Raw genomic sequence first — 23,768 nt, 5'->3', positions numbered from 1 at the left:
GCGGCGCCCACCGGTCACCAGCACATCACCCATGGCAAGGGCAATTGCGGATGCAGATTTCAGTGGACAAGCAAGTGGCATTGGTTACCGGCGCCAGCTCGGGCTTGGGCTATGCCTGCGCCCAAGCCCTGGCGGCGGCCGGCGCGCAAGTGGTGATCAACTACCACAGCCATGCCGAGCCTGCCGAAGCGCTGGCGGCGGGCATCCGCGAGCAAGGTGGCCAAGCCATCGCCGTGGGCGCCGATGTGTCCCAGGAGCAGGATGTCGAAGCGCTGCTGGGCGCTACGGTCGATGCCTTCGGCGCGCTGGACATCTTGGTGGCCAATTCCGGCCTGCAGCAAGATGCGCCGATTACCGAGATGACCCTTGAGCAATGGAACACGGTGTTGCAGGTTAACCTCACCGGCCAGTTTCTGTGCGCGCGGGCCGCGCTGCGCCAGTTCAAGCGCCAGGGCCCGCGGCCATGGCTGAGCCGCGCTCACGGCAAGATCATCCACATGAGTTCGGTGCACCAGTTGATTCCCTGGGCTGGCCACGCCAACTATGCCGCCTCCAAGGGGGGCATCGACCTGTTGATGCGCAGCATCGCCCAAGAAGTGGGTGAGCAGCACATTCGCGTCAACGCCGTGGCACCTGGGGCCATCGCCACCGCCATCAATGCCGAGACCACCCAGGGCGAAGCCGGCAAGCGCTTACTCGGGCTGGTGCCCTATGGGCGGATCGGCGAGCCGCAGGATGTGGCCAACGCTGTGGTGTGGTTGGCCAGTGATTTGTCGGATTACGTGCACGGCACCACCTTGTTCATCGACGGCGGCATGAGCCTGTACCCAGGGTTTCGCGACAATGGCTGAAAACGCTGAGCAATACCCAATTGAGCGGCACGGCGTGATCGGCAACATGCGCAGCGCCGCGCTGGTGGCTGAAGACGGTAACGTAGACTTCATGTGCTGGCCTGACTTCGATAGCCCCAGCGTGTTCTGCTCGCTGCTCGATACCCCGCAGGCCGGCTGCTTCCACGTGGCCCCAGACCTGCCCGAAGCACGCCGCCTGCAGATCTACCTGCCCGGGAGCAATGTGCTACGCACCCGCTGGATCAGCGACCAAGCAGTGGTGGAACTCACCGACCTGATGCCCGTCAGCGTGCATGAAGATGAGCCGCCCCGCCTGGTGCGCCAAGTAAAGGTCGTCAACGGCAGCGCCAACATCGAGGTGTGCTGCCGCGTACGCCATGACTATAACCGCGCCAGCACGCAGGCCGTGGCCGATGGACGCGACGTGGCGTTTCACGCCGCCGGCCAGCCTTCCCTGCGCTTGGCCGCCAACGCGTCGCTGAACGTCGAAGGCCACAGTGCCGTGGCCCGCTTCGCCCTCAAGGCAGGGCAAAGCGTGGAGTTCGTTCTTGGCGCGCATGACGACCCGCTGGTGGTGGCCGGGCAAGGCGACCAATGCCTGCAAGACACCCTGGCGTACTGGCAAACCTGGATTGGCCACTCCCGTTATCGCGGGCGCTGGCGCGAACAGGTCGAGCGCTCGGCACTGGCGCTCAAGCTACTGACCTCGCGCAAGCATGGCGGCATCCTTGCCGCCGCAACGTTCGGCTTACCCGAGCAAAAAGGCGGCGAACGCAACTGGGACTACCGCTATACCTGGGTACGCGACGCCTCGTTTACCGTGTATGCATTCATGCGCCTGGGCTTTAGCGAAGAAGCCAACGCCTACATGCGCTGGGTGCGCGCGCGCGTGAGCGACTGCTGCGACGATGAGCAACACCTGCACGTGATGTACAGCGCGGCGGGCAGCCAAGCGGTGGCCGAGCAACGCCTCGAGCACCTGGCGGGCCATGCCGGTTCCCGCCCTGTACGGGTGGGCAACCAGGCCTACGCGCAAAAGCAATTGGACATCTATGGCGAGTTGCTCGACGCCGTTTACCTGGTTAATAAATACGGCGAAGCGATCAGTCATCAAGGCTGGCAGAACTGCCGCCAATTGCTCGATTATGTGTGCGAGCATTGGAACGAGGCAGACGTAGGCATCTGGGAAATGCGTAGCGCACCCCGGCACTTTCTGCATTCACGGCTGATGTGCTGGGTGGCCCTGGACCGGGCGATCCGCCTGGCGGAAAAACGTTCGTTACCGGCACCGTTCGCGGCATGGGACCAGCACCGCCAGGCCATCCACGCTGACATCTGGCAGAACTTCTGGAACGAAGAACAAGGGCACTTCGTGCAAACCCGCCACGGTGACACCCTCGACGCCGCGCTGCTGTTGATGCCCCTGGTGCGCTTCGTGGGTGCGACCGACCCGCAGTGGCTAGCCACCCTTGACGCCATCGAGCGCACGTTGGTACGCGACGGCATGGTCTATCGGTATCACTGCGAGACCGGCGGCGACGGCTTGGCCGGGGGCGAAGGTGCATTCACCGCGTGCTCGTTCTGGTACATCGAGTGCCTGGCCCGGGCCGGGCGGCTCGACCAAGCCCATTTGGAATTCGAACAGCTGTTACGCTACGCCAGCCCCTTGGGCCTTTACGCTGAGGAGTTCGATCGTAACGGCCACCACCTGGGCAATACGCCCCAGGCCTTGAGCCACCTCGCCATGATCAGCGCGGCCAGCTTCCTCGACCGCAAGCTTGGTGGCGAGCGTACCTATTGGCAACCCTGAACGGAGGTACACCCTATGGCTACTGTAGATAACCCGCTCGAACAGGCCATCTTGACCCGCTTGCTGCACGCCCACCCGGCCGGGCTAGGCAAGGAAATCCTGGACAACTACCGGGGCGAAGAACAGGTCGCGGCTTGTGTCGAGAGCCTGCAGCAACGCGGCTGGGTGCAGGCAAGCAAAACGCCGCTGCACTACCCCATCAAGCTCAGCGCCGCGGGCGTGGACGCTGCCAAATCGTTGCAATAATCAGCATCGAAACATTTCATCCATGCGGTGCTAGGCGGAAGTGGCCGATCCAAGCGATACTTGTGCCAGCCATTTCCCCTACTCCTGTACGAAATTTCTCAAATGGAAACAGGTAGAGGCGGAATTAATTGTGCATAAGCGCGTCTGTTGTGGAATGACCAGCCGTCACTCAGACCGCCCCCAGCAAGGAACAAGGAGCCTTACATGCTGATTCTCACCCGCAAATGCGGCGAAAGCATCGTCGTAAACGACGATATCAAGATAACCATTCTCGGCGTGAAGGGCATGCAGGTACGCATTGGTATCGAAGCGCCAAAGCACGTGCAAGTACACCGTGAAGAAATTTTCAAACGTATCCAGGCCGGCACACCGGCACCTGAAAAAGCAGAATAAACGACCGCAGGTTTGTTTCCCCCGGCCGGCTCCGGAATTCCCACGATGACACTGCGACACGCCCTTACGACGTGCCTGTTGTGCTTGCCATTGTTCGGCCACGCACAAGGCATGGGCCAGCCGATGGCCCCGTGGACGCTGCTCGATCAGTTTGACCAGCCCTATACGTTCAATGCCGATACCCACGTGTTGTTGGTGGCCCGCAGCATGGCCGCCGCCAGGCTGGTAGACGCTGCCCTTAAAGACCAGCCCGGTGGGTACCTGGAAGCCCGCCATGCCGCCTACGTGGCCGATATCGAACACATGCCGGCGATGGTGGCCAAGGTATTCGCCATCCCCGCCATGCGCTCGGCCAAATACCGCATCATGCTCGACCCACAAGGCCGCGTGGCCAGCCGCTATGAGGGCGACCGCGACACTGTGCAATGGCTGCGTGTGGACGCCGGTAGGTTAGCCGAGGCGCGCACATTCGCCGATGCCGCCAGCCTACGCGCAGCGCTTGAGCAAGCGCCTGCCGGGCAGACCGTGGCGGCGCCATGAGCTTACTCGGTACTGGCGGGCGTGGTGTTTCAGAAGTTGACTGCACAATGTTGACGGTGCCTTTTACTGCCGACCTGCGTTGCGCCCCCTTGCCGTAGCCCCGCTATGGCTCGTCACAGCGCCTTGCCTGACAGTAAAACGCACACGCCAATGCTTGTGCGAACCTACAAACCACCGCACTAGGGCACGAGCTTGACCAGTTTCTAAGTCCATTCCATAACGGCCCACCGCCACGTGTTGAACCGCCTCGCCGTTTTCGAACAGCCATAACGTCACGCCAGCGGTGAAATAACCGCAGCCCGCATACACCCTGGCGGTGAAGGGCCTGACATCCAATGCCGCGGAGGACGGCAAAGTGACTGGAACGTGCGCTAAGCACGATCGACCATCAGCCGCCACCCGAAGGAATACCGAGGCGCCCCACTCGTATTCCGAGAGCGAAATACCGAACAACGCCACGGCGCCGTCGGGGTCGGCTGCCGATGGCAACACCTGAAGGGTGTAGACGTCCGTGTCATCGAAGGGGGGCGTTGCCGGGATTGGCACTTCGCCGTTGTGGCCAAACGCTGGGGCGAGCGCGCCTGAACGGTTCAATCGGGTCATGACGTGGTCCTCATTTGAGTTGACCGCCTCACCCTAAGCCAACGTTCCGGCCGAGGTAACCAGTAGATCTAATAGCTGCGCGACCAGGGTTTTGCATTCAGTTGCGGGGCACATCAGCCCTCGGCCATTAAATAGGGCGCGGTGCGGCTTTGCGCACAGCCTTCAATGCCATCGGGCACCCCGGCGTAGACCACCTGCCCCCCGGCATCGCCGGCACCGGGGCCGATGTCCAGCAGCCAGTCGGCCTGGGCCACCACCCTCATGTTGTGTTCCACCAGCACCACGGTGCTGCCTTGCTCGACCAACCCATGCAATTGCGCCAGCAGCCGGTCGACATCACTGGGGTGAAGGCCGGTGGTGGGTTCGTCTAACACATACAGCGTGCCACCACGGTGCGCGCGTTGCAGCTCGGTGGCCAGCTTGATGCGTTGCGCCTCGCCACCGGAAAGCTCGGTGGCCGGCTGGCCCAGGCGCAAATAGCCCAGGCCGAGTTCGCGCAGCACCGCCAGCGGCCGTTGCACCGCCGCTTGCTCCGAGAACAGCTCGCACGCTTGCTCTACGGTGAGTGCCAGCACGTCGGCGATGCTGTGGCCCTGCCATTGCACTTGCAAGGTCGCGGGGGCATAACGTGCGCCTTGGCAGGCTGGGCATGGCGCGTACACGCTGGGCATGAATAGCAGCTCGACGCTGACGAACCCCTCGCCCTCGCACTGCGGGCAACGCCCCTTGGCCACATTGAACGAGAACTGCCCAGCATCGAAGCCTAACGCGCGTGCTTGTGGCGTTGCGGCAAACAACTTGCGCACCTGATCGAACAACCCGGTGTAGGTTGCCAAGTTCGAGCGAGGGGTACGGCCGATGGGCTTTTGGTCGACCTGAACCAAGCGCTGGATGGACTCCAGGCCCTCGACGATACGCCCACCAGTGGTGTCGAAGCGTAAGTCTTCAAGCGTGGGGCTGTCTTCATCGCTACGTGGCGCACGCCCCAGGGCTTCGCCGACCAGCTCCAACAGCGCCTGGCTGACCAGGCTCGACTTGCCCGAGCCAGAGACGCCGGTCACCGCGGTCAGGCAGCCGAGCGGGAAGGCCACCGTGAGTTCATGCAGGTTATTGCGCGTGACCCCGGCCAAGCGCAACCAGCCCCGCGCTGGCCGTGGCAGGCGCGCCACAGGCTGTGCCTGGCCGAACAAATAACGCGCCGTGATCGAGGCCTTCACCTGCGCCAGCCCGGCCAAGGGGCCGCTGTACAGCACCTGGCCGCCTTGCTCGCCCGCCGCCGGGCCTACGTCGACGATCCAATCGGCCCGGCGCAGGGTGCGCAGGTCGTGCTCGACCACGAACAGCGAGTTGCCGGCGCGCTTGAGTTCATCCAGCGCGGCGAACAGCGCCTCGCTGTCGGCCGGGTGCAGCCCGGCGGAAGGTTCGTCGAGTACATACACCACACCGAATAACTGCGAGGCCAATTGCGTGGCCAGGCGCAACCGCTGCAGCTCACCGGCCGACAATGTGGTCGTGCCACGTTCGAGGGTCAGGTAGCCCAAGCCCAGGCCGGTCAAGGTGCGAATTCGCTCGCACAGGTTGGCCGCCATGTGCCGCGCGGCCAAGGCTTTTTCAACGCTCAGCGGTTCGGCGGGATGCCCTTCGGCCACGTCGGCGAGCAACTCAGCCAAACGCGTGAGCGGTAGGCGCTGGAACTCGCCGATGTCCAGGCCCGCGAAGGTGACCGCCAGCGCCTCGGGCTTGAGCCGCTTACCTTGGCAAGCCGGGCATAGGCTGCCCACCATGAACTGCGCCACGCGTTTTTTCATCAGGGCGCTTTGCGAATGGCTGAAGGTGTGCAGCACGTAGCGCCGCGCGCCACTGAAGGTGCCCATGTAGCTGGGCTCGCGTTTTTCCTTCAGCGCCCGCTGCGTTTGCGCCGGGCTCAACCCCGCGTACACCGGTACGGTCGGGGTGTCGTCGGTGAACAGAATCCAGTCACGTTGCGCTTGCGGCAGCTCACGCCACGGCTGGTCCACGTCATAGCCCAGCGTCACCAGGATGTCGCGGTAGTTCTGGCCTTGCCAGGCCGTGGGCCACGCCGCCACAGCACGTTGGCGAATGCTCAGGCTCGGGTCGGGAACCATCGAATCTTCAGTGACTTCGTATACCCGGCCCAGCCCATGGCAGTGGGGGCAAGCGCCCTGGGGGGTATTGGCGGAAAAGTCCTCGGCGTAGAGCATGGCGGCGCCGTCGGGAAAATGCCCGGCGCGGGAATAGAGCATGCGCACCAGGCTGCCCAGGCCGGTGACGCTGGCCAAGCTGGAACGGGTGCTGGGCGTGCCGCGCTGTTGCTGCAATGCCACCGCCGGCGGCAGGCCGTCGATGGCGTCGACATCCGGCACCCCTACCTGGTCGATCAGCCGCCGCGCGTAGGGCGCCACCGATTCGAAATAGCGCCGCTGCGCCTCGGCATACACGGTACCAAAAGCCAGCGACGACTTACCCGAACCAGACACCCCGCTGAACGCCACCAGGGCGTCACGGGGGATGTCCACGTCAACGTTTTTCAAGTTGTGCTCACGGGCACCCCGTACGCGGACGAAACCGGAGGCGTTTTGATCCTTCACCAGGCGTACTCCAAAGCGGCAGAATGCCTAGCTTCAGGCTTCGAGCCCTCGGGTGCAACGGTTGAAGAGGTCTTGGCCACGGCGGGCGAGCGCCTAGCGCTGCTTCAGCCGGTCGATGATCACCGCCAACAGCAAAATAGTGCCCCGGATCACATATTGGTAAAACGTGTCGATGTTCTTCAGGTTCATGGCGTTCTCGATGATCGCCAAAATCAGTACACCGGCGATTACATGGCGCATCATGCCGATGCCGCCCGCCAGCGATACGCCACCCAGCACGCAGGCACTGATCACCGTCAGTTCGAAGCCCTGCCCCACCATCGGCTGGCCGCTGGTCATGCGCGAGGCCAACACCACGCCGGCCAGGGCGCCGACCACGCCGTGCACGGCGAAGATCACGATCTTGGTGCGGTCTACCCGTACCCCGGCCAGGCGTGCCGCTTCCTGGTTACCACCGATGGCCATGGTATTGCGCCCATAGGTGGTGTAATTAAGCAGCCAACCAAAGAACGCGAAGCACAACACGGTGATCACAATCGGCACGGGCACACCCCACAACTGGCCGTTGCCGAATACGAAAAAGCCTTCTTGAGCCACACCTACCGCTTTACCGTTGGAAAAGATATAGGCCAGCCCGCGGACGATCTGCATGGTCGCCAGGGTGGTGATCAACGCGTTGATGCGTAGCTTGGCGATCACAATGCCGTTGATCAGCCCCACCAGCAGGCCCATGGCCAATGCCGCCGCCACCCCCAGCGCTACACTGCTGGTATCGCGCATCACCACGGCGGCGATCACCCCGGCACAGGCAATCACCGAGCCCACCGAAAGGTCGAAGTGCCCCGAGGCCAAGCAGAACAGCATGGTGCAGGCGGCGATGCCCACGGTGGAAATCGCCAGGCCCAGCCCGCGCATGTTCAGCGGCGAAAGAAAATTGTCGATCAGCAGCGCGGAACCTGCGAACACCAAGACCGCCACCAGTAGCATGGCCCAGTCGTCGAGAAAGCGGCGCAGGTTCAGCGAATGGCCGCCGATGGCGAGGCGCTTGTTGTGTGGAAGGGTAGCCATGTTCACCTCTTGTTTTTGTTCGGCATGTTAGGGCAGCGCCAATTGCAGCAGGCGCGATTCTTCTGCGTGGGCACGGGGGACTTCGCCGGTGATCGCGCCCTCGCACATCACCACGATACGGTCGCTGATGCCGATCACTTCCATCAAGTCGCTAGACACCACGATCACCGCCACACCGTCGGCGGCCAGGCGGTGGATGATCTGGTAGATCTCCGATTTGGCGCCGATATCGATGCCCCGGGTCGGTTCGTCGAGCAACAACACTTTCATGGGCAGCGACAACCAGCGACCCAGGATGGCCTTTTGCTGGTTACCACCGGATAAATACAGGATCGCCTGGTCGGCCGAGGGGGTTTTCACGTTCAGTGCGCGGATCTGCTTTTCGGCATTGTTACGCTCCCACAACCGCCGCAGCAGGCAGCCGAAACGCGCGTGGGCCGGGCGCGCGCCGATATTGATGTTCTCCGCAACACTGGCCTGCGGCACGATGCCTTCTTTCTTGCGATCTTCCGGGCACAGCAGGATCCCAGCGTCGATGGCATCGCGCGGGCTGTGCAGCTTCAACGGCTGGCCGTCGAGGCTGACCTGCCCGGCCTGGTGATTGGCCAAACCGCTGAGCAGGCGCAGCAATTCGGTGCGCCCGGCCCCGACCAGTCCGAAAAAGCCCAGTACCTCGCCATGGCGTACATTGAAGCTGGCAGGTTTGGCCAGGCCGGGCCCCAGTAGGCCCTGCACGTTTAGCGCCACCTCGCCTTGGGGCCGTTCCCGGTAATCGTAGATGTCTTCGATGTCGCGCCCAACCATGCTGGTCACCAACTGGTCGTGGCTGAGCTGGCTCATGTCGTCGAAGGTGCACACGAACCGGCCGTCCTTGAAGACGGTGACCGCGTCGCAGATACGAAAGATCTCTTCCATGCGATGGGACACGTACAGCACCACCCGGCCCTCATCGCGCAGGCGCCCGATGATGCCCATCAAGCGGTCGATTTCCCGGGTCGACAAACTGCTGGTGGGCTCGTCGAAGGCAATCACCCGGGCGTCTCGCGACAACGCCTTGGCGATCTCCACCAATTGGCGCTGCCCCAGCGACAGTTCGCCCAAGCGCATGCTGGGGTCGATTTCTTCGGCCAACCCCTTGAGCAGCGCGCGGGCGCGGCGGTGCAAGGCTCGCCGGTCGACGATGCCGAAGCGGTTGGGCAAATGCCCCAACAGTAGGTTCTCCGCCACGCTCATGTCAGGCACCAGGTGCAGTTCCTGGTGGATGACCGCAATACCGCTGGCGATGCTGTCGGCCGCGCTTTTGAAGCTGAGCACCTGCTCGCCCAGGCGCAGTTCACCGTCGCTGGGCGTGTAGGCACCGCCGAGAATCTTCAGCAGGGTCGATTTACCCGCGCCGTTCTCACCCATCAGGGCATGCACCTGGCCCGGGCGCACCTCGAAGGTGATGCCCGACAGCGCCCGTACCCCGGGGAACTGCTTGCCGATACCCGTAAAGCGCAGTGCCGAGGCAGTCGCGTGCGGCGTGTTCATGGCATTGCCCCCCGGGGTCATTTCCACAGCCCGATTTTTTCAAGCTCCTGCTGGAAATTATCCCGGGTGATCAGCGTCACTTCGTCCATCGCGGTGTATTTGGGCGGTTCCTTACCGGTGGTCACCCAGTCGTACACCATCTCGGCGGTTTTGTAGCCCTCGATGTTCGGGCTGGGCAGCAGCGAACCGTAGAAACCGCTGTTTGGCTTTTTCAGCTCTTCTTTGGCATCGGTGCCGTTGATGCCAATGCCAATCACGTCAGCAGCTTTGAACCCGGCGGTTTCGGTGGCGCGTACACCGCCCAACACGGTGTTGTCGTTCATGCCGCCGATGATCAAGTGCTTGGCCGTACCAGGCAGTTTCACCAGCGCGGCATTGGCTGCGTCCATACCGCCGGGCACGTCGAGGGTTTTCTGCGGCGCGAACATGATGTGATCCGCTGGCAGCCCGGCCTTCTTCAGCGCATCGATCGAGCCGTCGGTGCGTTTCTTGCCGGTGTCGAGTTCATCGTAGGTGTTGATCACGGCAAAAGTTTCGTCCCACGTCCAACCGCGCTTCTGCGCTTCGGTAGCCATGGCACTGCCCTGTTTCTGGCCCACCTCGAAGGCGGCCATCCCCAGGTAGGGTACGTCTTCCATGAATTTGCCGTTGGCGTCGACGAAACGATCATCCACGGCCATGACCTTCATGTCGGCAGCCTTGGCCTTGGCGACGATGCTCGGGCCCAACGACACGTCTGGCGGGCAGATAACGAAGCCTTTGGCACCATTGGCGGCCAAGCTATCGATGGCCGACAGGGTTTTTTCGCCATCGGGTACGGCAATCTTCAGCAGGGTGAAGCCCTTGTCTTTGGCGGCTTTTTCGGCGAATGCCCATTCAGTCTGGAACCACGGTTCTTCGGGTTGTTTGACCAAAAAACCGATTTTTACCGGCTCGGCGGCCAGGGCCAGATGGGAAGCAGACAGCATCACAGCAGTTGCGGCGGCCGCACAGAAGGTGCGGATCCCTTGGGTTGAAAACATGGCTCACTCCTTGTTTTTGTTCGAAGCCTGTTGTCGCAGGTGGATTGATAGCAGAGTGCTCTGCCGACCAAGGTAACGAATTGTCACCGATCGTTAGCCTGCGAAGCGTTCGCACGGCAGCCCAGCAATACCGACGTCGGCGCACAGTACCGCCCCGCTCCACTCGCCCACGGCACCGGCCGGGCGAGCAGTCGTTACGTATAAGTGTTCCCTGGCCGGCCCGCCAAACACACAACTGGTGGGGTGGCTCAGCGGTAACTCGATGCGCCGGTCGATGCGCCCGTCTGGGGCGAAACGCAGCAAACAACCGCCCCCCCAGCGGGCGTTCCATACATAGCCTTGTTCGTCCATGGCCGAACCATCTGGGCTGCCGGGGCCGGCTTCAGCCCAAGGCTCGGCGGCACCGAGCCCGCCGCCGGCCAACAGGCGGTAGCGCCGCAGCTCGCCATCGTGGCTATCGGCGCTGTACAGCCACTGGCCATCTGGGCTCCACAACAGGGTGTTGACGATGCCCTGGCCCTCAAGCAGGCGCGTGGCTTCGCCGCTGGAGTGAATACGAAACAAACCGCCGCTGCGCCGGGTGACGGGGATATCGCTGCCATCGGCCGCCAGGTTGTTCTGCATAGTACCCAGCCACAGCCGCCCCTGCTGGTCGCAGCGGGCTTCGTTGGCGCGGTTGCCAGGGGTAGGGTCGGGCTGGGCGAACAAGACGTGTTGTGGCTCGGGCTGGTCAAGGCGCAGCCGATAAACACCGCTGGCCAGTGTGACCAGCGCATCGCCGGCGGTGGTAGGGATGAACGCCGACACAGGTTCCGGCATCGGCCATTGCTCAAGGCCTTTCGGGCCCAGCCGGCAAGCCAGGCGGCCAGCGATGTCGACCCAATACAGCGTTTGGCTGGGGGTGTCCCATAAGGGGCCCTCGGCCAGGGTATAGCGCTGCGGCGAAATGGGCTGCCAGTGCATGGCGCCTCCGTTGTTGTTATGAATCGCGTGCTTCGATTAAAAAGTATTACCTTTTGCAGCGCAACCTGAATTTAAAAGGGTGTAAAAACGTTAAACCGTTCGTATTGGTATGACTATATTGGTACAGGAAGGTGCCGCTGCACGGCCCTTCCACACAATAAAAACAGCTAAGGAGATACCCCAATGCCTAAAACCTCACGCCTCGGCGGGCTGATCATGGCCACTGCGCTGAGCGGCTTTGCCGCATCCGCCCATGCCGCCGTGACCCGCGAACACTCAAGCTTCGGCACGCTCAAGGATGGCACCGCCATCGAACGCTACGTGCTTGCCAACAGCCATGGCATGCAAGCCACGGTCATCACCTACGGGGCGGTGCTGCAAGCGCTAAAAGTGCCCGGTCGTAATGGCGAGGCGGCCGATGTGGTGCTGGGCTTCGATGACCCGCAGGGCTACCAGGACCATGGCGACGTGCACTTCGGCGCCACCATTGGCCGCTTCGGCAACCGCCTGGCCGGTGGCAAGTTCAGCCTCGACGGCAAGGCCTACCAAGTACCCCTCAACGATGGGCCCAACGCCCTGCATGGCGGCCCCCTGGGCTTCGACCACCAGGTGTGGCAAGCAAAGCCGGCCCAGGGCCCAGGGTGGGTCGGGGTAACGTTGAGTTACCGGGCCAAAGATGGCGAAATGGGCTTTCCCGGTAACTTGAACGTTGAAGTCACCTACAGCCTCAACGAGCAGAACGAACTGCGTATCCAATACAAAGCCCACACGGACAAACCCACGGTGGTGAACCTTACCAACCATAGCTACTTCAACCTGGCCGGTGCCGGCACCGGCGATATCCTCAACCAGGTGGCAGTGGTGCACGCCTCGCGCTACACCCCCATCGACGGCACGCTGATCCCCACCGGGGAGCTCGCGCCGGTGGCCGGCACGCCCCTGGACTTCCTCAAACCCACGGCCTTCGGCAAGCACATTCGCGATGACCACCCCCAGCTTAAGTTCGCCGAGCCCAAACAAGGCGGCTTTGACTTCAATTGGGTGCTCGACACCGCCGGCGACGTACATAAGCTCGCCGCCGAGGTGACCGACCCCGGCTCTGGCCGGCGCCTGCAACTGTTCACCAGCGAACCGGGGGTGCAACTGTACACCGGCAACTTCCTCACCGGCTCGATCACCGGCAAGGGGGGCCAAGCGTACCCGCACTGGGGCGGGTTCACCCTGGAAACCCAGCACTACCCGGACTCGCCCAACCAGCCCAACTTCCCGAGCACCCGGCTGAACCCCGGGCAAACGTATACGCAGGACACGGTGTTCAAGTTCAGCACCCTGTAAAAAAGGGGGGGTAATACGTTGTGGCCGGACGTTGTCCGGCACTGCCCCAGCGCAGCCATTTTGATAACGCCACAGTGTAGTGTTTTAGTTGTTATTGGCTGTGCCATTTTGGCAGCGCCTTTTGCGGCGGGGCCGGCCTCGCCCGGCAAAAAACTGCACGCGTGAATTCTCGTGAGATCAGTAGAGCCATCAACGAAAATCCCGGCTGCGCACAGCCAGCCCATCGAGCAGCCCGCTCATGTCCAGCAGGTTGCGGGCGACCACGTGGATCACCTCGCCGTTGCGCTCCAGGCGGCCCTGTACCTGCATCAGGCGCGAGCCCACCAGGGCCTGGCGCTGGCGTTCGGCCAAGTCGAGCCATACCACCACATTGACCATGCCGAATTCGTCTTCGAGGGTCACGAAGGTGACCCCGCTGGCGGTGCCGGGGCGTTGCCGGCCGGTGACCAGCCCGCACACGTTCACCGGCCGCCCGTGCTCGATCAAGGGCAATTCCCGCGAGCTGCGACAGCGCCATTTACTTAAACGGCGGCGCAGTAAGCTGAGCGGGTGCGGGCCCAGGGTGGTGCCCAGGGTCGCGTAGTCCGCGTGCAAGTCTTCGCCCACGCTGGGCCGCGGCAGCGCCACGGGGGCTTCTGCCGGCGCCTGCACGCCGGCGAACAAGGGCAACTGCGGTTGCACGCTAGCCACTTCCCAGCGGGCGCGAAAGCGGTGCCCGGCCAAACCCTTGAGGGCGCCGGCATCGGCCAACTGCTCACGGGCACGGGCATCGAGGTGGGCGCGCTGTGCCAGGTCGGCCACATCCGTGAAAGGGCCGGCGCGGCGCGCCTGTTCGATGGCTTCGGCCGCCCCCTGGCTAAAACCGCGAATCAACCGCAACCCCATGCGAATGGCCGGCTGCTCGGCATCCGTGGCCTCCAGTGAGCAGTCCCAGGTGCTGTAGCGCACGTCCACCGGGTGGGTTTGGATGCCGTGGCGGCGGGCATCCTGGAGGATTTGGTCGGGGCTGTAGAAGCCCATCGGCCAACTGTTGATCAGGGCAGTGGCGAAAATCGCTGGCTCATGGCATTTAAGCCAGGCGCTGGCATAACAGAGCAAGGCGAAGCTGGCCGCGTGGGATTCAGGAAAGCCATAGCTACCAAAGCCTTTGATCTGCTCGAAGATGCGCGCGGCAAATGCCTCGCTGTAGTGGTTGCGCAGCATGCCTTCGCGCAACTTGGCTTGGTGCGGCTCCAGGCCGCCGTGGCGCTTCCATGCGGCCATGGAGCGGCGCAGTTGGTCAGCCTCACCAGGGGTGTAACCGGCGGCCACAATCGCCAGTTGCATCACTTGCTCCTGGAACAGCGGCACGCCGAGGGTTCGTTTGAGCACGGCCTTGAGTTCATCACTGGGATAATCCGGTTCCTCATCGCCGTTACGCCTTCGCAGGTACGGGTGGACCATGTCGCCCTGGATCGGCCCGGGGCGCACGATCGCCACTTGGATCACCAGGTCGTAGAACTCCTTGGGTTTGAGCCGTGGCAGCATGGCCATCTGTGCCCGCGATTCGATCTGGAACACCCCCACCGTGTCGGCCCGCCCGAGCATGGCATAGGTGGCCGGGCAATCGGAGGGGATATTCACCAACCCCCACGCGCGGCCACGCCACTGGCGCAGCAGGTCGAAGCAGCGGCGCAGGCAACTGAGCATGCCCAAGGCGAGCACATCGACCTTGAGCAAACCCACTTTGTCGAGGTCGTCTTTGTCCCACTGGATCACCGTGCGCTCAGCCATGGCGGCGTTTTCCACCGGCACCAGGGTGTGCAAGGGGTGTTCGCTGATCACGAAGCCACCGGGGTGCTGCGACAAGTGACGGGGAAAGCCCTGTAATTCGCCGGCCAGTACCAGCACCCGGCGCAAGGCGGGGTTGGCGGGGTCGAAACCGGCTTCGCGCAGGCGCTCGGGAGTGGGCAGTTCGTCACCGTGGCGGCTCACGCAACCGGCCAGGGCGTTGACGGCATCCGGCCCCATGCCCAACGCCTTGGCCACATCGCGCACCGCGCCGGCGCTGCGGTAACTGCTGGCCACCGCGGTCAATGCGGCACGCTGGCGGCCGTAGCGCTGGAACACATACTGGATGACTTCTTCGCGGCGCTCGTGCTCGAAATCGACGTCGATATCCGGTGGCTCGTTGCGCTCGCGGCTGATGAACCGCTCGAACAGCAGCCCGCTGTTGCTGGGGTCGATGGCAGTGATACCCAGGGCAAAGCACACCGCCGAGTTGGCCGCCGAGCCGCGACCTTGGCAAAGGATGTTGCGTTCACGGGCAAAACGCACGATGTCGTGCACCGTGAGAAAGTACGCCTCATAGCCCTTGTCGGTGATGATCGCCAGCTCCTTGTCGAGTTGCTCGCAGGGCTTGCCCCTGCCCTTGCGCCAGCGGCGTTCGGCGCCTTCGTCGGTAAGGGTGCGCAACCAACTGGCCGGGGTATGGCCTTCGGGCACCAGTTCGCGGGGGTAGTGATACTGCAACTGAGAGAGGTCGAACTGGCAACGCGCGGCGATGGCCAGGGTTTCGGCCAACAGCGCGGGTGGGTAAAGCTGCGCCAGTTGCTCGCGCGGGCGCAAATGCCGTTCACCATTGGCAAACAAACGCTGGCCGGCCTCGGCCACGGTGGTGTGGTGGCGGATGGCGGTGAGGGTGTCTTGCAGGGCACGGCGGCCGCGGGCATGCATGTGGGCATCGGCGCTGGCCACGCAACGCACGCCCAGCGCCTGCGCGGCCCATTCCCAGCGTGCCAGGCAGTGGGCGTCGTCTGGCCCTCGGTGCAGCTCCACGGCCAGCCACAGGCGCTCGCCGAACACGCCCTTGAGCCAATGGCCGTGGGCCAGGTCGATATCAGGGCCGGGCAGCCATAAGGCGAGTAAGCCCTCTACGCCTGAGAAATCCTCGCGCAACAGGCGGTATTCGCCCTTCGGCGCGCGGCGGCGGGCAGCAGTGATCAGCCCGCACAAGGCCTGGTAGCCGGCCAGATTCTCGGCCAGCAACACACAGCGCGGGCCCTGCTCCACCGCCATTTCGCTGCCCACGATCAAGGCCACTGCCTCGGCCTGGGCCGCCTCCCAGGCCCGCACAATACCCGCCAGGGTGCATTCGTCGGTGATTGCCAGGGCCCGGTAACCCAATTGCGCGGCGCGGGCGAACAGCTCGCGCGCCGTGGAGGCACCGCGTTGGAAGCTGAACGCCGACAGGCAATGCAACTCGGCATACTCAGGGCTCACCCGAACCACCCCTGCAGCCACAACCCCTCGGGCTCGCCCAGGGCCCGATAGACCCAAGCCAGGCGGCCATCGGGCAATTGCACACGGTAATAATCACGGCGCACATCGCCACCGTCCCACCAACCGCTTTCTACCCGCTCGGGCCCAGCCTGCAGGGCCCCCGCATCAACGGCAAAGGGCTGCACCTGGGGCAACAGCCAACCGGGGCGCGTACCACCCGCCTGCGCCGGTGGCCCCGGCGCGGCCCGCCAAGCCTGTTCGGGGCGGTGGTCGGCGGCGTAGCCCAAGCCCAACACCGCGTCGTCGCCCAGCCGTGCCCGCAGCCGCTCACGCAATTGCTCCCAGGGTTGCAATTGTTGCGGCCGGGCATCGAACAGCTCGCGGCGCCCAGGCACGAATGCGGGCAACTGTTCGGCGAGCAACCTTAGGCTGCGCACCGGGCGCGCTACCTGCACAGGTTCCAGGCGGCCGCGCGCCAACTCGAACAAGCGCCCAGGGTCTCGCTCGGCGCCCAGCAGGCCCACGGGCACTTCGGTGGGTGGCCCCAGGGCGTGTTCGAGCTGCACCACGAAGCGCTGCACGCCCCCGTCGCGGGCCAACACGTAGGCGGCCAGGTCTGCTACTAGCCGGCGCAATGGAAACAACAGCGCCTGAGTGCTTTCAACGTCGTAGTTCAGTTCGATGCGCGCCTCGAAGCGGTCCGGTGGCTGGTAGAACTCCAACGCCATAGGGGCCAACCCGCGCAAGCGGTCAAGGTGCTGCAGCAGCTCGGCTGGGAAGCGCCTGGCAACCGCTTGGCGCGGCAAGCCGAGCAACTGGCCCAACCGGCGCAGGCCCATGCGCTGGCAACTGGCCGCGTGCTCGCGGGCCAAGCCCGCACAGGCGATGGGCAGTTCGCACAGCACCGCTTCCAACGCCGCAGGGTCGGTGACCGCCAAGCCATCGTGCAGGTTAGCCAGCACACGCGCCGCCACCGGGTTAGGCGCCAGGGTGATGCGCCGACTGAAGCCCATGGCCGCAAGCCCCTGGTGCAAGGTGGCTTGGAAGTGCGGCCAGGGCCCAAACAGGCCCAAGCTTGACCCCACCTCCAGCAACAAAGCCCGTGGGTAGTGCAGGCTGACTTGGGCACTGAAGCCATAGGCCCAGGCCGCCAGCAAACGCTCTGCCTGGGCGACCTGCGCCAGGTCGTACTCGGCGCTGTCGAAGCCCAGGGCCAAGGCTTGGGCGGTGCTCAGGGGCAGCCCGGGGCGTAGGCCCAAGGCCCTTGCCGAGGCATTGGCAGCCTTGAGCACGCGCCGCTGCGTGGGCCCGCCGAGCAGCACCAGCGGCCGTGCAGGGTCGGCGCGCCCACGCAGCACACCGTCGAGCGCCAATTGAGGTAACAGAATGCAGGCCCAGAGCATGATGCTTCAGGCGGCCGGCCGGGCGATGGGGTGCGCCGGCGCAAGCCCACCACGGCACTTCAGTACCCGCCACTGCGCAGGGTCTACGGCCAGGCGCAATGCCGCGGGCGAGGGGTTGAGCGCGGCCTGCTGGCCACGCAGGGCGAAGGCCAGGGTTTGCCCGGTTTCAGCGGCCACCTGCAACCGCCGAAGGGCACGGTCGGCCACCTGGCCCGGCCAGCACAGCACCGCCCCGCAACTGCCGGAACGCAGGCATTGCTCGGTGGCCCACAACGCCTCGGCAGGGTTGGCGCGCACCCAACTCAGGTGCTCGAGCATCACCCCCGCGGCTTCCCAGGCCTGCGGGTACGGCACCCACGGCGGTGCCACCAGCACCACCCGCTCACCTGCACGGGTAAGCCGCGCCAGGCTCGGCCACAGCAGTTGCAATTCACCGCTGCCGGGCGCCGCCAACAAGATCTCGGACAACGCCGCCGGCGGCCAACCGCCAGCGGGTAGGCAGGCGTCGAGCGCTTCATGGCCGGTGGGCTGGGCCGCGGCTGGGCCTGCCGGCTCGCTGGCACGCCCACGCCACACCCGGCGCTGGTCGAGCAGGCCATCGAGGCTGACCAGGGCCAGGCTCATGCCAGGGCACCCGCCAAGTGGACAAATAAGGTTAAGGTGTAAAGGTTCATGGGCGGATTCTTACCGAACAACTGTATGCTTGACCAGTACTTTTACATTCGTGCCGCCGGGCGGCTATTTTAATGCTGCCGGGCAGGTTTCATCGAACCGCCCTGCCCCGGGGTGGTCTGCCGTGCACCCCCTTTTGCTTGGTTTGAAGGAGCACTACCATGGAAAAACGCGCCCTTGGCCGTACCGGCCAGTCCATCGCCCCGCTGGTGTTCGGCGGCAATGTGTTTGGCTGGACCCTCGACGAGAAACAAAGCTTCGCCGTGCTCGACGCTTTCATTGACCATGGTTTCGACGCCATCGACACTGCCGACGTGTATTCGGCCTGGGCACCGGGTAACCGCGGCGGTGAGTCGGAAACCATCCTCGGCCGCTGGTTCAAGGCGCGCCCAGGTGTACGCGATAGGGTCAAGCTGTTCACCAAAGTGGGCGCCGACATGGGCCAACCCGGGCACAAGGGCCTGTCAAAGCGCTGGATCACCCAAGCGGTGGAGGCCTCGCTGCAGCGCCTGCAAACCGATCACATCGACCTGTATTTCTCCCATTGGCCAGACCCGCAAACCCCCTACAGCGAAACCCTCGGCGCCTTCGGGCAATTGCTCGAGGCCGGCAAGGTCCGCGCAGTGGGCGCCTCGAACCTCGACGCAGCGCAACTGGGCGAAGCACTGAAGGTCGCTGCCCACGAACACCTGCCGGCCTACCAGGTGCTGCAACCGGAATACAACCTGTACGACCGCGAAAGCTTCGAAGGCCCTTTGCGCGAGCTCTGCCTGCGTGAACAGGTGGGTGTGGTCACCTACTACAGCCTGGCGTCAGGTTTTTTGACCGGCAAATACCGCAGCCAAGCCGACCTTGGGCAAAGCGCCCGTGGCGAAAAAGTCGCCGGCTACCTCAACCCACGCGGGCTGCAGTTACTCGACGCGCTCGACCAGGTTGCCGAAGGCCATGGCGCCACCCCGGCAGAAGTCGCACTGGCCTGGCTGATGGCCCGAGAAGGCATAACCGCGCCCATTGCCAGCGCTACCGGCGTTGAGCAAGTGGAGCACTTTGCTCGCGCGGCCCAACTGGCGTTGACCACCGACGACCTGCACCTGCTCGACCAGCCCGCGTGACGTAACCAAGGCGCAAACGGCATCGCCATTGCCGTTTGCGCCATCCGCCGCCGCCCTACTGGCCGGCCTTGCACCCGCCCCCTAGAATGCGCCGAATAAGAAAGCACCCAAGCGAGGCGCAGATTGATCGAACGCAGGCAATTCAGTAGCGGCATGAAAGGCAAGAACCTGCGCTACCTGGGCGAACAGCACACCCCACACCCGCCGGGGGCCCGGGCCGGCTTCATTCTGCTCACGCATTTTTCATTGCCGGCCTTCACCCAAGCGCTCGATACCCTGGTCACCGCCAACCTGCTGGAGCCCCAGGCGTTCAGCACATGCACCTTCAGCCTCGACGGTGAGGAGGTCACCAGCGATTTGGGCTTGGTGATCCGCCCCGATGCCGACCTCGCTACGCTCTCGCTGGCCTCTTTCGACTTGCTGGTGGTATGCGGCGGCCTACGCACGCCGCTGCGACCGAACAGCGAACTCACCCGCCTGCTGCAAGACGCCGCGCGCCATGGCCTGGACCTCGCCGGCTTGTGGAACGGCGCATGGTTTCTCGGCCAGGCCGGGCTACTGGCCGGCTACCGCTGCGCGATCCACCCCGAGCATCGCGCCGCATTGGCCGAAACCGCCAAAGCCAGCCAGGTAACTAGCGAAAGCTACATGATCGACCGTGACCGCCTCACCGCCGCCAGCCCCAGCGGGGCTTTCTACCTGGCCTTGGAGTGGATCGGCAAGCTGCATGGCAGGGCCTTGGTCGAAGGCATAGAAGACATCCTCGCCTTCGAAGAGTCACGCTACCGGCGGGTAAACCCCACCTTGAACGTAAAAATGACCGCGCCGTTGCGCGAGGTCGTCAACTTGATGGACGCCAACCTCGAAGAACCCCTGGACCTGGACCAACTGGCGCAGTACGTGGGCCGCTCACGCCGGCAGATCGAGCGGCTGTTCAAGGAACAACTGGGCACCACCCCACAGCGCCACTACCTGGAGCTACGCATCACCGAAGGGCGCCGCCTGTTGCAGCACTCGGACCTGTCGATTCTGGACGTGGCCATCGCTTGCGGGTTTGTCTCGGCAAGCCATTTCAGTAAACGCTATACCGCCTATTTCGGCCATCCGCCGTCGAAGGAAACCCGGCGCTAAACGGCGCCAGGGCGTTAAGCCATGGCGCGTAAAGCCTCGCGCCTATGGGATTACTTCGCCGGCAGGTACACCCCATGGCCAAAGCGCAAGGTCACCCCCACGCACAAACCTAATGCGGCGAATGCCAGCAACGCACCGACCACACCGATCCCGGACACGCTCAATTGGCTGATAACCACACTGCCCAACAAGGCGCCCCCACCAATACCTATGTTGTAGATACCCGAGTGCAGCGACATGGCCACATCCGTGGCATCAGCGGCCAGCGCCAGCACCCGCGCCTGCATCACCAGGCTGAAGACCATGATCGAGATGCCCCAGAACACGCATAACGTGCCCAACGCCCAGGCATGGGCGGCAAACGGCAGCAACAAGGCCAGGCACAGGCCCAAGGTGGCAATCGCCGCGATCATCAAGCCGCGCGGGTAACGGTCGTTCAGGCGGCTGAAAATCAGCGAGCCCAACAAGCCCGCCCCACCGAAAACCAGCAATAACAAGGTGGTGACCTGCTCGCTCATGTGGGCCACACCCGCCACGAACGGTTCGATATAGCTGTAGGCGGTGAATTGCCCAGTGACCACCAGGGCCGTCAATACATAGCTGACCACCAAGGGCGGGCGCTTGAGCAACATCGGCAAGCTGCGCAGCGAACCGGAATTCTGGCTGGGCAGCAACGGCAGCGAACGGTACAGCCACACCACCACGGCCGCGGCGACGAACCCGATGCCGAGGAAGGTGATCCGCCAGCCCAACCATTGCCCGACGACTCGCCCCAACGGGATGCCCAGCACCATGGCCAACGACGTGCCGGTGGCCAGCAGGCCCAGCGCCTGGACCGCCCGCCCTGGCGGTGCGACCCGCACCGCCAGCGAAGCGGTAATCGACCAGAACACCGCATGGCTGAGCGCGATGCACAACCGGCTGAGCAGCAGCACGGGGAAGTTCCAGGCCACGCTGGCCAACCCATGCCCGGCAATGAACAGCACGAACACCCCGAGCAGCAACTTGCGCCGCTCGATGTTACGGGTGATCAACATCAGCGGCAGCGACATGAGGGTGACGACCCAGGCGTACACGGTCAACATCAGCCCCACCTGGGCCACGGTCATGTCGAAACTCAGGGCGATGCCGCTGAGCAAGCCGACCGGTACGAATTCGGTGGTATTGAAAATGAAGGCCGCCAAGGCCAGTGCGATAACGCACAACCAACTGCCAGTAGCGGGTTGCGGGGCGGTAGCATCCACGGGTCGCTCATCCTGAAAAAGGTATGAAAAGACCGACCCACCCATCGGCGCACGCGCATGACCTGCCAGAAGCCTGGCCTATCGTGAAAGCAGCGGATTTATTATGGGTATGGGAAAGGGGGTACGGCATCGAAAGGGGCATTTTACGCACTGGCCGCGCCACCCCACAATGGAGCAGCACGTTTTCCAGGCGCTGGGCACTGGTTATCGCGGCGTATAGCGCAACCACACCGCCCCGCCCTGTTGCACCTCGGCGCTGGCCAACTTCAGGTAAGCCGGGGCCTGCCAACGTTCGGCGGGTATTTCGAAGGACGCCGGGTGTTCCCCGCGGCCATCCACCAACGGCAGCACCAGTACACTGAGTTCGTCAACCAAGCCGGCCTGTACGAACGCGCCGCTTACCCGGGGGCCGCCTTCGACCACCGCCCGCTGCACCCCCAACTCGCTGTGCAAGGTTTCCAGCACCTGGGCAAGGTCAAGTTCGCGCTGCCCAGCGAACAAATAAGAAATACCCAGTTGTTGCAGGTGCGCCAGGTAGTCGTCGCTCACCTGCTCGCTGAGCACTTCGACGATAGCCGCGCCCAGGGCGGTGTTTTGCTTCCAACCGACCTTGCCATGGGGGTCGATGCTCACCGCGTAAGGCTTGGCATCGCGCACCGCCCAGTGGTTTTTTCGAGGGATCGGCGCCGTGGCCAGCCCTTGTGGGTAGCCTTCATCGTGGGCGATTTCCTGCATGGTCACCCGCCCACAAATCCATGCGTCGAAGTCGAAGCCCTCGGCCAGGCGCTCGTAGAGTTCGCCGGCCTGCTGCTTGAATGGGCGTTCCCAGCCGTCGGTAAGGGCATGGCCGTCGAGCGACGACATCATGTGGCAAATCACATAGGGTTTCATCACAAGGCCTCCAAGGTGTCAGCAACAGACCAAGGCGGGCTGCCTGGAGTTCAGCCGGCCGCAACCCAGCGTGGTGCTTCAGCCATTGCCTGCAGCCTTTTGTGTGAACGTCTGAAACACTCCACCCGGCAACCACCTGGCCGGCCGGGTGCCGCAGGCCTTGCTGCGCACGGCCCCCCCTTGCATTGATGCTGGCGCTGATCGGCGTCAAGATGATGCATTGAACCGCCCCAGCCCTTCCTGCGACCGAGGTCGCCGAAGCGGGTAACTGCCCCAGAGGAATGCCACCCCATGCCCCCCGTTCACGATGCCGCCCAACGCGGGTTTTCCGCCGAAGCCAGTACCTATACCAGTGGCCGCCCCGACTATCCGGCCGCCCTGGAGGGTTGGCTGCGCGGCACCCTCGGGATCGTACCGGCACTGCCGGTGCTCGACCTGGGCGCCGGCACCGGCAAGTTCACCCGCCTGCTCGCCGGGCTGCAGGCCAACGTGACCGCCGTGGAACCGGTGGCGGCCATGCGCGATGAACTCTCCCTGGGCCTGCCCAAGGTACCGGTGCTGGATGGCACCGCCCAAGGGATACCGCTGGGTGACCAAACGGTGCAGGTCGTCACCTGTGCCCAGGCGTTTCATTGGTTCGCTACCGCCGCAGCCCTGGCCGAAATCCACCGTGTACTGGCCCCCGGTGGGCGCCTGGGGCTGGTGTGGAACGTGCGCGATGAGTCGGTGGATTGGGTCGCGGCAATCACGGCGATACTCACCCCTTACGAGGGCGATGCCCCGCGTTTTCACACCGGCCTATGGCGCCAGGCGTTCGACGGCCACTACTTTAGCGAGCCCCGCGTGGCCACGTTCGAACATACCCATGAAGGCAGCCCCGAAGACGTCATCCTCGGCCGTTGCCTGTCGGTGAGCTTCATTGCGGCGTTGCCACAGGCTGAGAAAAACGCCGTGGCCGCGCAACTGCGTGAGCTGGTCGCCACACACCCGGCGCTTCGCGGGCGCGAAACCGTAGCGTTCCCTTATCAAACACAGGCGTATGGGTTCGTGAAGCAGCCCCATGGCTAGTGATCTGGCTACACAC

At 64.0% G+C, this 23,768-nt stretch carries 20 protein-coding genes; 9 read left to right on the top strand and 11 right to left on the bottom strand.

From position 1 onward, the window contains the following. The first annotated feature begins 50 nt into the window (after positions 1-50). The 5 genes from HAQ05_RS09480 to HAQ05_RS09460 all read left to right on the top strand — a co-directional run bounded on the left by HAQ05_RS09480 (position 51) and on the right by HAQ05_RS09460 (position 3,840). The gene (locus HAQ05_RS09480; protein WP_190419759.1) at positions 51-851 is read left to right on the top strand and encodes a glucose 1-dehydrogenase; all 801 of its coding nucleotides are present in this window, start codon (positions 51-53) and stop codon (positions 849-851) included. After that, on the top strand, positions 844-2,661 hold the full coding sequence (locus HAQ05_RS09475; protein ID WP_190419757.1) for a glycoside hydrolase family 15 protein: 1,818 nt from the start codon (positions 844-846) through the stop codon (positions 2,659-2,661). Before HAQ05_RS09480 ends, HAQ05_RS09475 begins: the two co-directional genes overlap by 8 nt. Before the next feature lie 15 nt (positions 2,662-2,676). After that, positions 2,677-2,907, top strand: coding sequence for a hypothetical protein (locus HAQ05_RS09470; protein ID WP_190419755.1), 231 nt, complete (start codon positions 2,677-2,679; stop codon positions 2,905-2,907). 204 nt (positions 2,908-3,111) lie between these two features. Beyond that, positions 3,112-3,300: a carbon storage regulator CsrA gene (gene csrA / locus HAQ05_RS09465; protein WP_190419753.1), complete on the top strand. Its 189-nt coding sequence runs from the start codon at positions 3,112-3,114 to the stop codon at positions 3,298-3,300. A gap of 51 nt (positions 3,301-3,351) precedes the next feature. After that, a complete protein-coding gene (locus HAQ05_RS09460) occupies positions 3,352-3,840 on the top strand; it encodes an FAD/FMN-containing dehydrogenase (RefSeq protein ID WP_420825762.1) in 489 nt (162 codons plus the stop codon). A gap of 63 nt (positions 3,841-3,903) precedes the next feature. Here HAQ05_RS09460 and HAQ05_RS09455 read toward each other — a convergent pair whose 3' ends face one another. The 6 genes from HAQ05_RS09455 to HAQ05_RS09430 all read right to left on the bottom strand — a co-directional run bounded on the left by HAQ05_RS09455 (position 3,904) and on the right by HAQ05_RS09430 (position 11,635). Continuing rightward, entirely contained in the window at positions 3,904-4,443 is a 540-nt protein-coding gene (locus tag HAQ05_RS09455) for a hypothetical protein (protein ID WP_190419750.1), read from the bottom strand. Between the two features lie 113 nt (positions 4,444-4,556). Continuing rightward, on the bottom strand, positions 4,557-7,052 hold the full coding sequence (locus HAQ05_RS09450) for an excinuclease ABC subunit UvrA (protein ID WP_338050170.1): 2,496 nt from the start codon (positions 7,050-7,052) through the stop codon (positions 4,557-4,559). A gap of 93 nt (positions 7,053-7,145) precedes the next feature. Further along, positions 7,146-8,120, bottom strand: a complete 975-nt coding sequence (gene araH, locus HAQ05_RS09445; RefSeq protein WP_190419748.1) for an L-arabinose ABC transporter permease AraH — start codon at positions 8,118-8,120, stop codon at positions 7,146-7,148. A gap of 27 nt (positions 8,121-8,147) precedes the next feature. Next, the gene (araG, locus tag HAQ05_RS09440; protein WP_190419746.1) at positions 8,148-9,650 is read right to left on the bottom strand and encodes an L-arabinose ABC transporter ATP-binding protein AraG; all 1,503 of its coding nucleotides are present in this window, start codon (positions 9,648-9,650) and stop codon (positions 8,148-8,150) included. A gap of 17 nt (positions 9,651-9,667) precedes the next feature. After that, entirely contained in the window at positions 9,668-10,672 is a 1,005-nt protein-coding gene (locus tag HAQ05_RS09435; protein ID WP_190419744.1) for a substrate-binding domain-containing protein, read from the bottom strand. A 93-nt stretch (positions 10,673-10,765) separates the two neighbouring features. After that, positions 10,766-11,635 (bottom strand): SMP-30/gluconolactonase/LRE family protein, encoded by an 870-nt coding sequence (locus HAQ05_RS09430; RefSeq protein ID WP_190419742.1) that lies wholly within the window; start codon positions 11,633-11,635, stop codon positions 10,766-10,768. Between the two features lie 183 nt (positions 11,636-11,818). Here HAQ05_RS09430 and HAQ05_RS09425 point away from each other — a divergent pair, with 183 nt between their 5' ends. Further along, positions 11,819-12,970, top strand: coding sequence for an aldose epimerase family protein (locus tag HAQ05_RS09425; protein WP_190419740.1), 1,152 nt, complete (start codon positions 11,819-11,821; stop codon positions 12,968-12,970). A gap of 189 nt (positions 12,971-13,159) precedes the next feature. On the opposite strand, the gene HAQ05_RS09420 is transcribed toward HAQ05_RS09425, so the two are convergent. The 3 genes from HAQ05_RS09420 to imuA are packed head-to-tail and all read right to left on the bottom strand — an operon-like array spanning position 13,160 to position 18,258. Beyond that, complete coding sequence (locus HAQ05_RS09420) at positions 13,160-16,231, bottom strand: error-prone DNA polymerase (RefSeq protein WP_190419738.1); 3,072 nt, start codon at positions 16,229-16,231, stop codon at positions 13,160-13,162. Beyond that, positions 16,228-17,634, bottom strand: coding sequence for a Y-family DNA polymerase (locus HAQ05_RS09415; protein ID WP_190419736.1), 1,407 nt, complete (start codon positions 17,632-17,634; stop codon positions 16,228-16,230). The genes HAQ05_RS09420 and HAQ05_RS09415 overlap by 4 nt, the downstream gene beginning before the upstream one ends. A gap of 6 nt (positions 17,635-17,640) precedes the next feature. Further along, positions 17,641-18,258 (bottom strand): translesion DNA synthesis-associated protein ImuA, encoded by a 618-nt coding sequence (gene imuA, locus HAQ05_RS09410; protein ID WP_190419734.1) that lies wholly within the window; start codon positions 18,256-18,258, stop codon positions 17,641-17,643. 209 nt (positions 18,259-18,467) lie between these two features. Here imuA and HAQ05_RS09405 point away from each other — a divergent pair, with 209 nt between their 5' ends. Then, a complete protein-coding gene (locus HAQ05_RS09405; protein ID WP_190419732.1) occupies positions 18,468-19,418 on the top strand; it encodes an aldo/keto reductase in 951 nt (316 codons plus the stop codon). 153 nt (positions 19,419-19,571) lie between these two features. Further along, entirely contained in the window at positions 19,572-20,549 is a 978-nt protein-coding gene (locus HAQ05_RS09400) for a GlxA family transcriptional regulator (protein WP_190419730.1), read from the top strand. Between the two features lie 50 nt (positions 20,550-20,599). Here the strand turns inward: HAQ05_RS09400 and HAQ05_RS09395 are convergent, their stop codons facing one another. Beyond that, positions 20,600-21,793 (bottom strand): sugar transporter, encoded by a 1,194-nt coding sequence (locus HAQ05_RS09395; protein ID WP_338050169.1) that lies wholly within the window; start codon positions 21,791-21,793, stop codon positions 20,600-20,602. Positions 21,794-21,997: 204 nt separating this feature from the next. Next, the gene (locus tag HAQ05_RS09390) at positions 21,998-22,684 is read right to left on the bottom strand and encodes a dihydrofolate reductase family protein (protein WP_190419726.1); all 687 of its coding nucleotides are present in this window, start codon (positions 22,682-22,684) and stop codon (positions 21,998-22,000) included. 291 nt (positions 22,685-22,975) lie between these two features. Here HAQ05_RS09390 and HAQ05_RS09385 point away from each other — a divergent pair, with 291 nt between their 5' ends. Continuing rightward, the gene (locus HAQ05_RS09385) at positions 22,976-23,752 is read left to right on the top strand and encodes a class I SAM-dependent methyltransferase (protein ID WP_190419724.1); all 777 of its coding nucleotides are present in this window, start codon (positions 22,976-22,978) and stop codon (positions 23,750-23,752) included. Positions 23,753-23,768 lie beyond the last annotated feature (16 nt).

This window comes from Pseudomonas typographi (assembly GCF_014694385.1).
Classification (GTDB): Bacteria; Pseudomonadota; Gammaproteobacteria; order Pseudomonadales; family Pseudomonadaceae; genus Aquipseudomonas; species Aquipseudomonas typographi.
This window is presented reverse-complemented; position numbering and strand designations above follow the sequence as displayed.